The 11,551-nt window shown below is 42.7% G+C and carries 13 protein-coding genes; 10 read left to right on the forward strand and 3 right to left on the reverse strand.

All coding sequences use genetic code 11. The features are described 5' to 3' along the window. The first annotated feature begins 250 nt into the window (after positions 1-250). The 4 genes from AC0VX7_RS06130 (at position 251) to AC0VX7_RS06145 (ending at position 3,339) form a co-directional block, all read left to right on the forward strand. Positions 251-475 (forward strand): FeoA family protein, encoded by a 225-nt coding sequence (locus AC0VX7_RS06130; protein WP_213365637.1) that lies wholly within the window; start codon positions 251-253, stop codon positions 473-475. Continuing rightward, positions 475-2,484: a ferrous iron transport protein B gene (gene feoB, locus AC0VX7_RS06135; protein WP_475428091.1), complete on the forward strand. Its 2,010-nt coding sequence runs from the start codon at positions 475-477 to the stop codon at positions 2,482-2,484. Before AC0VX7_RS06130 ends, feoB begins: the two co-directional genes overlap by 1 nt. A gap of 21 nt (positions 2,485-2,505) precedes the next feature. Next, positions 2,506-2,667, forward strand: coding sequence for a FeoB-associated Cys-rich membrane protein (locus tag AC0VX7_RS06140; RefSeq protein ID WP_215035398.1), 162 nt, complete (start codon positions 2,506-2,508; stop codon positions 2,665-2,667). A gap of 207 nt (positions 2,668-2,874) precedes the next feature. After that, the gene (locus tag AC0VX7_RS06145) at positions 2,875-3,339 is read left to right on the forward strand and encodes a helix-turn-helix transcriptional regulator (protein ID WP_215035396.1); all 465 of its coding nucleotides are present in this window, start codon (positions 2,875-2,877) and stop codon (positions 3,337-3,339) included. A 73-nt stretch (positions 3,340-3,412) separates the two neighbouring features. Here AC0VX7_RS06145 and AC0VX7_RS06150 read toward each other — a convergent pair whose 3' ends face one another. Next, a complete protein-coding gene (locus AC0VX7_RS06150) occupies positions 3,413-3,931 on the reverse strand; it encodes a universal stress protein (protein WP_475427114.1) in 519 nt (172 codons plus the stop codon). A gap of 157 nt (positions 3,932-4,088) precedes the next feature. On the opposite strand from AC0VX7_RS06150, the gene AC0VX7_RS06155 reads away from it, so the two are divergent. Together AC0VX7_RS06155 and AC0VX7_RS06160 are read left to right on the forward strand one after the other, a co-directional pair. Continuing rightward, entirely contained in the window at positions 4,089-4,274 is a 186-nt protein-coding gene (locus tag AC0VX7_RS06155; protein ID WP_475427115.1) for a hypothetical protein, read from the forward strand. 852 nt (positions 4,275-5,126) lie between these two features. Beyond that, the gene (locus tag AC0VX7_RS06160; RefSeq protein ID WP_475427116.1) at positions 5,127-7,556 is read left to right on the forward strand and encodes a transglycosylase domain-containing protein; all 2,430 of its coding nucleotides are present in this window, start codon (positions 5,127-5,129) and stop codon (positions 7,554-7,556) included. Positions 7,557-7,709: 153 nt separating this feature from the next. Here the strand turns inward: AC0VX7_RS06160 and AC0VX7_RS06165 are convergent, their stop codons facing one another. Beyond that, positions 7,710-7,916 carry a hypothetical protein gene (locus tag AC0VX7_RS06165; RefSeq protein ID WP_475428235.1) on the reverse strand — a complete coding sequence of 69 codons (207 nt, stop codon included), beginning with the start codon at positions 7,914-7,916 and terminating at the stop codon, positions 7,710-7,712. 425 nt (positions 7,917-8,341) lie between these two features. Next, entirely contained in the window at positions 8,342-8,665 is a 324-nt protein-coding gene (locus AC0VX7_RS06170; protein WP_215036548.1) for an HPr family phosphocarrier protein, read from the reverse strand. A gap of 262 nt (positions 8,666-8,927) precedes the next feature. On the opposite strand from AC0VX7_RS06170, the gene AC0VX7_RS06175 reads away from it, so the two are divergent. The 4 genes from AC0VX7_RS06175 (at position 8,928) to AC0VX7_RS06190 (ending at position 11,474) form a co-directional block, all read left to right on the forward strand. Beyond that, positions 8,928-10,208, forward strand: coding sequence for an MFS transporter (locus AC0VX7_RS06175; RefSeq protein WP_475427117.1), 1,281 nt, complete (start codon positions 8,928-8,930; stop codon positions 10,206-10,208). A gap of 198 nt (positions 10,209-10,406) precedes the next feature. Beyond that, positions 10,407-10,958 carry an RNA polymerase sigma factor SigY gene (gene sigY, locus AC0VX7_RS06180; RefSeq protein WP_475427118.1) on the forward strand — a complete coding sequence of 184 codons (552 nt, stop codon included), beginning with the start codon at positions 10,407-10,409 and terminating at the stop codon, positions 10,956-10,958. Next, entirely contained in the window at positions 10,924-11,271 is a 348-nt protein-coding gene (locus AC0VX7_RS06185; RefSeq protein WP_215036545.1) for a YxlC family protein, read from the forward strand. The genes sigY and AC0VX7_RS06185 overlap by 35 nt, the downstream gene beginning before the upstream one ends. Further along, positions 11,268-11,474 (forward strand): sigma-Y antisigma factor component, encoded by a 207-nt coding sequence (locus AC0VX7_RS06190; protein ID WP_475427119.1) that lies wholly within the window; start codon positions 11,268-11,270, stop codon positions 11,472-11,474. The genes AC0VX7_RS06185 and AC0VX7_RS06190 overlap by 4 nt, the downstream gene beginning before the upstream one ends. The last annotated feature ends 77 nt before the right edge of the window (positions 11,475-11,551 follow it).

Raw genomic sequence — 11,551 nt, forward strand, 5'->3', positions numbered from 1 at the left:
TATTCTTTTAATACCCTAATGGGTATATAATATGGATGAAGTGATTACTGGTGAAAATATTGTCAATTATATGGAGTTTGCATAAAATCCACGTGTGCAGCTGAGGTATAGTGACATAAGTCACAGTGGAAGTCGAGCTAAACTGGTTAAATAAAGATAATCATTCTCATTTAGAAAAAACAGGTGTAAAAAGTGAAGATCAACATAAATCCTCTTAAAAACTAACAAAAATTTGAAAAAGGTGATGGCTATGCTGGGAAAATTAAAGACTGGTGAAAAAGGCCGGATCATGAATATTTCTAGTGCAGATAAATTTGTCAGAAGAAGATTGCTTGATTTGGGAATAGCGGAAGGCTCTGAAGTGTGCGTAAAATGTATCCTGCCTTTTGGAGGCCCTGTCATGGTTGAATCATGCGGGCAATGCATCGGCATCCGCCGCAAAGAAGCACTTAGGATTGAAGTGGAGCGGGTATGATGAATATTGCGCTCATAGGCAACCCCAACACTGGAAAAACTTCATTGTTTAATAACTTAACAGGTTCCTATGAATATGTAGGCAACTGGAGCGGTGTAACGGTCGAAAAGAAAGTAGGCCTTTTTAAAAATGGAAAGGATCAGCTTATTGACCTTCCCGGAGTTTATACTCTCAATCCCCTTTCTAAAGATGAGGGTGTCGTTACAAATTTCTTCCTGAATGAACCATTTGAAAAGCTTCTGAATATCCTGGATGCTTCTCAGTTAAGGCGCAATCTTCACCTTACATTGCAGCTATTGGAATACGGTGCACCGGTCATAATTGGCTTAAACATGCTGGATGTGGCGAAAAACAGGGGGGTACAAATTGATATTGCCAAACTGTCTGAATCACTGGGAGTTAATGTAGCCCCTGTTGTTGCCAGGACAGGCAAGGGGTGTAACGAGCTTGCAGAGCTGGTGACTGCTGGAGCTGTCGGAACAGGGAGGAACAATCTCGTTTATTATGGAAAAGCGATTGAAGCTGGAATCCTGGAGCTTGAGAACAAGCTGACTGGGAAGATACAGCACCCCGTTCGCTGGCTTGCTCTTCAACTGTTTGAAGGCAACCTTTATGTAAAAAATTATTTGGCAACAATTTTGCCGATTGATGAAATTGAAAAATTAATCAACTCAGTTACTGTTGACCAACAACAAAATGCAGACAGCAAACAAGCGCTTGACCAGGTAATCCACCGGAAGCGAAGTGAAGCGATAGATAAAATAGTATCTGCTGCTACCACAAAACAGGATAATAAAAAGGTTCCTCTGACTGAGAAGGTTGACATGGTCGTAACGAATAAATTTCTCGGAATCCCGATTTTTCTAGTCCTTATGTATATCATGTTCATGCTTACCTTTGACTGGCTTGGCTTCCCGCTGTCAGACGCATTGGATTCATATTTGTCCGGGCCATTAACATCGGGGATTACAGCAGCATTGGCTGCGGCAGGTGCTTCAACATTCATCAAAGATCTTATTCTTGATGGAATCGTTGCCGGGGTAGGGGGAGTCCTCGTCTTTGTGCCGCAGATCTTCATTTTGTTCTTTTTCATATCCTTGCTTGAGGATTCAGGTTATATGGCCCGTGTCGCGCTAGTAATGGACCGCCTGATGGAATCAGTCGGCCTGAACGGAAAGGCGTTCATTCCGATGATGATCGGATTCGGGTGTAACGTACCAGGCATTATGGCAGCAAGGACGATTGAGACGCCAAAGGAAAGGCTGATGACCATCCTGTTGACGCCTCTTATGTCATGTTCAGCCCGATTGCCTGTATACGCCTTGTTTGTCGGAGCATTTTTTGTAGAACAGAAAGCAGCTGTCGTCTTGAGTTTGTATATATTAGGAGTAGTGATTGCACTTATTCTGGCCAAAGGATTCTCGAAGACTCTTTTGAAGGGTGAAACTTCGGTATTCGTCATTGAGCTTCCGCCATACAGGCTGCCACAGGCAAGAGCCCTTTGGAGAAGCACATGGGATAAGGGAAAGGGATTCGTAAAGAAGGCGGGAACCTTCATTTTTGCCGGCTCCGTCCTGATCTGGCTGCTTGCCTACGCTGGTCCGGAAGGCGTGAATGTCAGCATGGATGACAGCTATTTAGCTCTACTTGGAGGTATATTCGCTCCATTATTTGCCCCTATAGGCTTTGGCACATGGCAGGCCAGTGCATCCCTTTTCACAGGGTTTCTGGCAAAAGAAGCTATTATTTCAACAATGAATATCATTTATTTTGTTCCAGATGAAGCAAGTCTGCAAGGTTTGCTAGCTGCCCATTATACACCACTTGCTGCATACAGTTTTATGGCATTCATCTTGTTATACATTCCATGTCTCGCAACGGTCGCAACCATTTATAAAGAAACTGCTTCTAGACGCTGGACCGCTTTTTCAATCGCTTATGCCCTGGTTATCGCATATGTCTTGTCTCTGGTTATTTATCAGGGCGGTAGGTTGTTAGGATTGACCTAAGCCCGGAAGGAGGAAGGATCTATGATCGCAAACATATTAATCGGCGGTGCTATATTCGGATATGCCGGCTGGGCCTTCTACCGATTCATCAAGAAATCGAAGGAAGGAAAATGCGCTGCCTGTTCCATCCAAAGCTCTTGTTCAAGCAACTGCAGCGTCAGCCAGGAAAAACACATAAAATAAACAAAAGGAATGCAGATCCTTGCATTCCTTTTTCAAACGGATGTGTTCAGTTGCTGATTTAAGTAATGAAATGCGAAACGCATGGAACGGAAATCAACTGCCTAACTTTGCTACTGATTGAAATAATAAAATAAATGTAAAAAGTATTTTGAATTCAAATTAATATAGTGTAAAATTACACTTAAAGAACTTAAAGGAATGAAGCGGATGACGAGGGATGAAATCATTAGCAGGGTCTCGGAAAAAGTTAGGGTGCTGCGAGCAGAAGTTGGTTATACACAGGATAAAATGGCTGATATCATCGGAATCTCCAAAAAGACGCTTGTCCAGATTGAAAAAGGCAGAGTCCAAGCCGGCTGGTCGACAGTTGTGACCATATGCGCCTTGTTCAGGGAAACAGAAACAATCCAGTTTTTGTTCGGCAATGAACCACTAGAGGTCCTTGAAACCATTGCCCATGAAGGGACAGATTATCGAAAAGAGAAAACATTGGGCGGTAAAGTCTGGTGGAGGGAAGTAGCCAGAGATGGAGGATTTGTCATGCAGCAAAATATTCTGAGCCAGCATTACAGGATTCTTGATCAAGACGACTTTCGGATATTCAGCAGTTTTGAAGAAAACGAAACAAGAGAGCGGTTAGAGGAGATTGCAGCTGAAGCGCTGAAGGGATAAGCGAGTCTGGATCGCAGTAAATAACGAAAAATATTAAACAGCCGGGTGGCATATACCCGGCTGTTTTTGGCTTTTATTTTGCAATGAGTACATGGCAATGAGCGTTATTGGCTACCTTTTGACTAACACCGCCAAGAATTTTACGTTTGATACCTTCATTTCCTGATTGGCCTATGATGATTAAATCAGCATCTACATCCATGGCGAATTCTAAAATACTCTCGGCTGGACTTCCATCCAGAGTGGAGTATTCAGTATCCATATTAAGAGCATCCAATTCGGCCTTTGCGTTGTTAAAGGCTTGTTCAGAGCTGTGGGTAATGATTGAGTGCTCTGATTTATCGAGTGCACCTTGTTCCATAGCCAGTGGAGGCACCTGGATAACATCAGCCGGAAAGTTGTTAATGGGCAGATGCTCAATGGGGCGCTCGGTTGATTCAACCAACTCACTTTTGACTTTTTCCTCATATACATGGCCAACATACAATTTTACGCCTTCTTTATCTCTAGCGATCTCCTTTGCCAATTGCAGAGCTTTCTTGCTTCCTGCTGAATCATCATAAGCGAGAACCACATTTTTTATTACTGCCATATAGATCAACCTCCAAGATTAGTACGTCTTACTATTCAATACCCATTTTTAAAATGGAACTAACCGACCTAAAAATTTCCATATACCCTCAAAATTCCTCAAAAACTGGCGAACCTTGTTGTAAAGCTGTTTAAAATTTTGGATAGGAGTGGTCGGTATGGAATTACAATCTCAAAAGCCGATTCATCCGACAATACGGAAATGCATGCAGCACCTTGATGTCATAAAAGCGGATGATAAAACCAAGCAAATCGTCTATATGTATATGGAATCACTGCTTCGCGAAAGAGATCTGATAGCTGCCAGCAAGCAGGAACCAATAGAATCACAGATTCATAACTAGTAAGAACCATCGGTGCTTATTCCAAAGAACTACCGCAGATATCGGAATATCTTGCGGTTTTTTTTGTTGTTTTGCCTGAAGTGAAGCCGTGTCCTGACAAAACAATGTCTCCAGCTGGGGGTTTTGTCTGAAGTGAAGCCATGTTCGGACAAAACATCTTCTCAAGCATGAGGTTTTGTCTGAAGTGATGCCGGGTTCGGACAAAACAATGTTTCAAGCTGTCGCTTTTGTCCGAAGTGATACCATGTTCGGACAAAATACCGGCTCAAGCAGGCGGTTTTGTCTGAAGTGATACCGTGTTCGGACAAATCAACGTCTCAAGCAAGATGTTTTGTCTGAAGTGATGCCTAGTTCGGACAAAACATCTTCTCAAGCGGTCGGTTTTGTCTGAAGTGATGCCGGGTTCGGACAAAACAACGTCTCAAGCATGAGATTTTGTCTGAAGTGAAGCCTAGTTCGGACAAAACAACGTCTCCAGCATGAGGTTTTGTCTGAAGTGAAGCCATGTTCGGACAAAACAACGTCTCAAGCATGAGTTTTGTCTGAAGTGATGCCATGTTCGGACAAAACAACGACTCAAGCATGAGAATTTGTCTGAAGTGATGCCAGGTTCGGACAAAACAACGACTTAAGCATGAGATTTTGTCTGAAGTGAAGCCATGTTCGGACAAAACAATGTTTCAAGCTTTCGGTTTTGTCTGAAGTGATGGCGGGTTTTGAAAATGAAATGGCCTTTTGCTTGCTTGTATGTCTTTTTTCCTCATAATTAGCCAATTTGTGTTAATCCCTTTTAAAAATGGGTAAAAGAAAGTGTCATATTTCTAAACTATTTTTAAAAGGTTGGGGTGCTCAGTGAGCAAAAATTCAATAGCAACACGTTTTCTAAGAGGCTGGAAAAGGCTACATATGAACCAGGTGCTGGTGTTGTCTGTTTCAACAGCGGTACTGGCATTCTTAAGTTTTTTTCATGTTTATTCTGAGGGTGCTGACATCAGTGCATTGAATGATGACATGGCACAGTCAACCGTCATCTACGATGCTAATGGTGAAGTCGCCAGTAAGATTTCGGCTTTGAAAAATGAGGGAGTCAAGATTGAAGATGTCCCGGATCATGTCAAGAATGCAGTAATTGCCATCGAGGATCACCGTTTTTATGAACACGATGGTGTGGACCTTGTCGGTATTTCGCGGGCATTTGTCCAGAACATCAAGGCAGGGAGCATTGTAGAAGGTGGAAGCACGATTACACAGCAGTTGACAAAGAATGCTTTACTTTCGAGCGAAAAGACATATAAAAGAAAGCTCGAAGAATTTTTCATGGCAAGGGAAATAGAAAAGCAATATTCCAAAGATGAAATCATGCAAATGTACTTGAATCGTATTTATTTTGGAAATGGATCTTGGGGTATCAAACGAGCTGCGATGGGATACTTTGGCAAGGATGTCAAGGATCTTTCCATAAGCGAAGCGGCAATGCTGGCAGGCTTGATTAAAGCTCCGTCTGCATTGGATCCTAATAAGAATTATGAAGAGTCAGTGGAGAGAAGAAATCTTGTTCTCCAAATGATGAATTCCCATGGTTTCATAAAGGAAGAGGAATATAAAAAGGCCGTCGCTGAAGAAATTGTACTCAATGAAAAAGGCGGAGATCCGTTGCGTGGCCGCTATCCATATTATGTTGATCATGTCATTGATGAAGCAATCAAGAAGTACGGCCTGACACAGGAAGAAGTATTAACTGGCGGACTCCAAATCTATACAGAGCTTGATGTGACAATGCAATCAGCGGTGGAAGCGACTTACGCAAAAGATGACCTGTTTCCAAAAGGCACTGATAAGCAAATCGTCCAAAGCGGCGCTGTACTGGTAGATCCTAAAAGTGGAGGGATTCGGGCCCTTGTAGGCGGCCGCGGTGAGCATGTATTCCGTGGTTATAATCGTGCTACTCAGTTAAAAGCACAGCCGGGCTCAACGATGAAGCCTCTTGCTGTATTTGCACCGGCGCTTGAAGAAGGCTGGGGTGTTACGGACATGCTTAAAGACGAAGAGATGGAATTCAAAGATTATAAGCCTCAAAACTACAATGATAAATATAAAGGCGAAGTCCCGATGTATGAAGCATTGAGAGATTCATTGAATGTGCCTGCCGTATGGCTGCTGGATGAAATAGGAATTGTCAAAGGAATGGAATCTGTAAAGAATTTTGGCATTAATCTAGATCCAAAAAACGACCGTAATCTTGGCCTCGCGCTTGGAGGCTTATCGACTGGGTTATCTCCGGTTACAATGGCGGAAGCATACTCGGCATTCGCCAACAATGGCGAACGTCATGAAACGCATGCAATCACCAAGATTGTTGATAAAGAAGGCAACACGATTGTTGAATATAAAGGGAAGAAGAGCAAGGCTGTTTCAAAAGAAACCGCAGAGAAAATGACGACCATGCTTCTTGGTGTCGTTCAGGAAGGAACAGGGAAAGGTGCCCAAATCGAGGGTAGAGAATTAGCGGGCAAAACTGGTTCAACACAGGTTCCGATTGAAGGCGTCAAAGGAACGAAGGACCAGTGGTTTGTTGGGTATACTCCACAGCTTGTTGGCGCTGTATGGGTTGGTTATGACAAGACAGATAAGGAGCACTACTTAACCACTACTAGCAGTGAAGGAGCCGCCTTGGTCTTCAAGGACTTTATGAAGGAAGCATTGAAAAATACAAAAGCACAATCCTTCAATGTTCCTCCACTTTCAAAATATATCGAGGAACACAAGAGGCAGCAGCGTGCCAAGTCTGTAAAAGAATTAGAGGAAAGGGTTAAGAGGGAAGCAGAAAAACTAAAGAAGCAATGGGAAGAAGCAAAAAAGAAGCTGAAAGAGAAGCCGAAAGAAGAAGCAAAAAAGAAAGATAAAAAGGAAACTAATACTGAATCGGCAGCAGCGTCAACGAATTCTGGCAACATCAATGACACCAGTGAAGCGAGTGATGGTGGATCCGATGACTCTGGTGATGAAGGAAATACCGGTGGTGAAGGAAATACCGGTGGTGAAGGAGATACCGGTGGTGAAGGAGATACCGGTGGTGAAGAAGATACCGGTGGTGAAGGAGATAGCGGTGGTGATGGAGGTACCGGAGGTGAAGAAGATACCGGTGGTGAAGGAGATAGCGGTGGTGATGGAGGTACCGGAGGCGATGGAGATGCCGATGGTGAAGAAGATACTGGAGACACCGGAGAATCTGAAGACGACGGATCTGATGATAAAGAAAAAGATGATGATAGCAATAACTGATGCTAAACAGCACGGGGGATATGTCTCCTGTGCTGTTTTTATGTGTATTCCTTTGCGAGGTTAGAATTGATTTCAACAAAAAGTCGAGTATCTCGCAGAAAACATTGGATGTTCTCATGAAGACTACTGGAGTGAACATAAAAAAATCTGCATTTAAGCAGGTCTCAGTTTGTCGACAAAAGGGTTTCGGAATGTTCTCATTCCGAAACCCTTTTGGGATTTCATCTGATCCAGTTTATAGATGAAAGAAAAATCAAGGGCTGCTTCCATCTTGCGGACTAAATGTTCCTGAGGAACAAGCTGGTCTAAAGCAACCATTTCTAATTGGTCTCGTTGGATTGGATTGCTCTTCGAAAGCATCTTTATCACCTCAAGCGTTATATGCTTCTATTTTAAAATAGACTTATGTTTAGTTCCACGTTAAATTTAGAACTCCTGTTGATTGGAGTGGAAGGCGCGTAGACTCCTGCGGGATCAGCTGGACAGGTGAGACCCCGCAGACGCTAACGGCGGCGAGGAGGCTCACCGCCAGCCCCGCGGAAAGCGAAGCGCCTGGAACGGAAATCAACAGCCTCCATTTTTCCACCAAACAAAAAAGACTGTAGACAAGCTCGATTTCCATCGAGTTTGTCTACAGTCTGAGACCTGCATTTAAGCAGGTCTTTACTAAAATCAAATTATATTAAGCTTAATAGGAAACCGATCACGACGACAGCGCCAATAATCATAAGAATGGTTCTTACCATGAAACTTCACCTCAGTCATTATTTTATCTATTATTGGGACTAAATTTGGAATGATTCGGAAGACTCAATAAGTCGCTTGCGTTTTACGCGAAGGACAGAAGCTTCATTCGTAAGCAGCTTAGTCAGCTGGTCTAATTTCGGTTCTACATCTGTACCTTCCATAATAATTTTTAAAGTTGTATTTGGTTCCACCGTCAGCAGGAAGGAAACAAGCTTAGACAATGAAGTTGCCTCAACTGCCTTCTGGCGGCTGTATAAGTAAGTCGTACCGTCCAACTTTTTAGCAGCCTGATAGATTTCAAGCATTTTCTTCATAGTGAATCTTTTCTGAACCATAACATTAGATGACATAATCTCTTTCATTTATATATAACTCCTTTTATGAATCATTTTTATTAGGTTAATAGAATATTACCCCGTTAACTTGGTTCGAAAACCTTTAGAGGGTAAATTGGGCGAAGTTGGCAGGCTAACCAGCTGGAAAGCCTCTGAAGCCAAAGTAGTTCTCAAGTGCAGAGGCACTCCGTCTGAGGATGGAGAAAGAAACGGTCAGGAGAAAGTTTATTGTTACCTGAAAATTAAGCTAATATGAGGTTATTAATAGAGATGCGAGGAGTAGACAATTATGAAAAAATTTGCGGAGATTTTCAGGAACAGGAGTTTCACGAAGTTATTTTTAGCAAACTTCACTTCCCAAATGGGCAGTACAATCGGATTGACAGCCTTTATGTTTTTCTTGCTGGACCGTTTCAGTTCCCAGCCCGCCTATGCGACTATAACCGAAATGATGTATTCCGTGCCAATGCTTGCGGTGTTTTTCCTGATCGGGGTATTTGCTGACAGGATGGATCGGCAAAAAATCGCCATTTATTGTGATTGGATTAGTGCCGGCTTATCTGTCGCATTGATTGCTGCAATCTATGTTGGCTGGATGCCGTTGGTCATTGGTGTTCTGTTTTTGAGAAGCGCGGTTCAAAAGTTCTTTTTCCCGGCTGAGCATGGGATGGTACAAGGAATCTTGAAAAAAGAGGACTACACAACTGCAGCTGGTTTGAATCAGCTCGTGATGAGTTTGTTCATGTTGTTTGGCAATGGACTAGGGGTACTCGCTTATTGGTCGATTGGTATTTATGGCGCTATATTAGTTGACACTCTGTCATTCATCATCAGTGCATTACTCATTCAGAAGACTGACGTTTCGAAGGAGGCGCGACTGCCCAATGGCTCTCATACACTAAAGGATTTGAACATCAAAATGGTCTTCAAAGATTTTAAATACGGTTTTCAGTATGTCATGAGCAGTAAATTGTTGTTCACTCTGATCATCGGTTTTTTCATCTTTGGAATCGTGAATGGCGGCTTCTCCGTCATGCCGATTTTCATCCTGAAATATAAGCTGGCTCCAGATACGTATGAACAATACTCGATTGTCATCGGCTTCGTGTTTGGAATCGGGGTGTTGATTGGCAGCTTTATTGCGTCATTGCTTTCTCAAAAAGTGAAGCTCTACCACCTGATTTCAGTAGGTTTGATCATCTCTGGCAGCTTTACGGCTCTCGCATCACTGCCAAACAACATTTATCTATTCCTGGGAATCCTGTTTATCTCAGCACTGGCGTTACCGCTTATAAATGTAGGAATTGGAGGGTGGCTTCCGAGGATTATAGATCCGAAAATGATGGGCAGGGTCCAGGGACTAATCAGCCCGCTTAACATGCTGTCTCATTCATTGACTCTTGCATTCATTGCGTACAGCTTTCCGGCTCTGCTAACAATTGAAATGCTATATTGGATTGTCGGCGGCTGCCTCGCCATCGTTGGGGTGTTTTATATGATTGTTTTGCCTAAGCTCGCAGAAGAGAGTGGGTCCGCTGTTAAAGAGCCTGCTGTCGAGCAGGGGATATAGAGGAAAGTCCATACAGGGCTTTCTTTTTTTCGTAGATTTCGTTTTCTATTGAATTATGCATTAAACTTTTTGGCTAATTTAACAGAGCTAACTTTTTTAAAATTTTTTGAACGATTCTTTACTTCATGCGTCTAATTAATAAATAATCAATCTAAGAGATAATTTTTCGGGGTGGCGGGGAAAGAGGGGCATGCTTTGATGGATGAGAAAGTGTTAATCAATAGCGCTAAAAAGGGCGACCACCGTTCGTTTGCTATGCTGTTCAGGAATCATTATCCCCTGCTGGTAAAATACCTGATGAAAATAACGATGAATCCTGATATCGCAGAGGAAATAGCACAAGCAACGATGGCTAAATGTGTGGAGAAAATTCATTTATTCAATGGGAAATCAAAATTCTCGTCATGGCTGATCAGCATAGCCACAAATATGTACATTGATCAGCACCGCAAAAAAAAGCGCGAGCGGGAATGGAACGAAGGAGAAGCAGCGTCACGCAAGCTGCAGTGGCAAATGGAATCGAAGAATGAGGAATGGACAGATGCGCTCGCTGCCTTATCCAGGCTGACAGATGAAATGCGTATTCCTCTTATCCTTAAGCATTATTATGGATATTCGTACGATGAGATTAGTGAAATCCTGAATATCGCCGCTGGTACCGCGAAGTCTAGAGTCCACCATGGACTTCTAGCTGTTAGAAGGGAGCTGAAAGTAGATGAAAAACCAAAAGGGAATCTCGTCAAGCGATGAACAAATGGATAAAGAATTTTTTGACACCATCAGCGCCATCAATAATGGACTAGACAAACTGGATTCCTTGGACACCTATACCCCTGATGGAAAATGGTTTGAAGAGATGGTTCTGAATCAGCAACAGGTTCAAAAGAAGAAATATCGCCGTGAATTAGCGTGGTTCATTTTAAGTGCTATGCTGATTTTGAGCGGAGTGATCTTCACTATGCTGGAGCTCCCGATGCTCTTCTTAATGCTGCAGGCTGCGACGCTCGCGATTACAGCCATCTATAGTTTTAAAGGAGTGCAAAAGCAGGTGGACAGCCGATGAATGAGGAACTGTCACCTGTTATGCTGGCCATGGTAGTTGTGATTCTATTGGTGCAGAGCATTTTTCTTTTTACAAATGCTCGAAAGCATGGCCATAATTATTGGCTTTGGGGAATCCTAGGTTTGATTCAGGCACCAATGCCGCTGCTATTTTATTTGCTGTTTGTACGAAAAATATGGCGCAACAAGTCAGCTGAAAAGTAAAATGATGAAATATATCGAAAAGTTAGAATTGACATTGTGACTGTTAAGGTGATAACCTTACAAAGGAATGGAAAATA

The organism is Mesobacillus sp. QJM3NY_10, assembly GCF_056173465.1.

Coding starts and splice junctions, on each gene's coding strand:
- AC0VX7_RS06130 (WP_213365637.1), top strand. CDS start 251: ATGCTGGGAAAATTAAAGACTGGTGAAAAAGGCCGGATCATGAATATT.
- feoB (WP_475428091.1), top strand. CDS start 475: ATGAATATTGCGCTCATAGGCAACCCCAACACTGGAAAAACTTCATTG.
- AC0VX7_RS06140 (WP_215035398.1), top strand. CDS start 2,506: ATGATCGCAAACATATTAATCGGCGGTGCTATATTCGGATATGCCGGC.
- AC0VX7_RS06145 (WP_215035396.1), top strand. CDS start 2,875: ATGACGAGGGATGAAATCATTAGCAGGGTCTCGGAAAAAGTTAGGGTG.
- AC0VX7_RS06150 (WP_475427114.1), bottom strand. CDS start 3,931: ATGGCAGTAATAAAAAATGTGGTTCTCGCTTATGATGATTCAGCAGGA.
- AC0VX7_RS06155 (WP_475427115.1), top strand. CDS start 4,089: ATGGAATTACAATCTCAAAAGCCGATTCATCCGACAATACGGAAATGC.
- AC0VX7_RS06165 (WP_475428235.1), bottom strand. CDS start 7,916: ATGCTTTCGAAGAGCAATCCAATCCAACGAGACCAATTAGAAATGGTT.
- AC0VX7_RS06170 (WP_215036548.1), bottom strand. CDS start 8,665: ATGAAAGAGATTATGTCATCTAATGTTATGGTTCAGAAAAGATTCACT.
- AC0VX7_RS06175 (WP_475427117.1), top strand. CDS start 8,928: ATGAAAAAATTTGCGGAGATTTTCAGGAACAGGAGTTTCACGAAGTTA.
- sigY (WP_475427118.1), top strand. CDS start 10,407: ATGGATGAGAAAGTGTTAATCAATAGCGCTAAAAAGGGCGACCACCGT.
- AC0VX7_RS06185 (WP_215036545.1), top strand. CDS start 10,924: ATGAAAAACCAAAAGGGAATCTCGTCAAGCGATGAACAAATGGATAAA.
- AC0VX7_RS06190 (WP_475427119.1), top strand. CDS start 11,268: ATGAATGAGGAACTGTCACCTGTTATGCTGGCCATGGTAGTTGTGATT.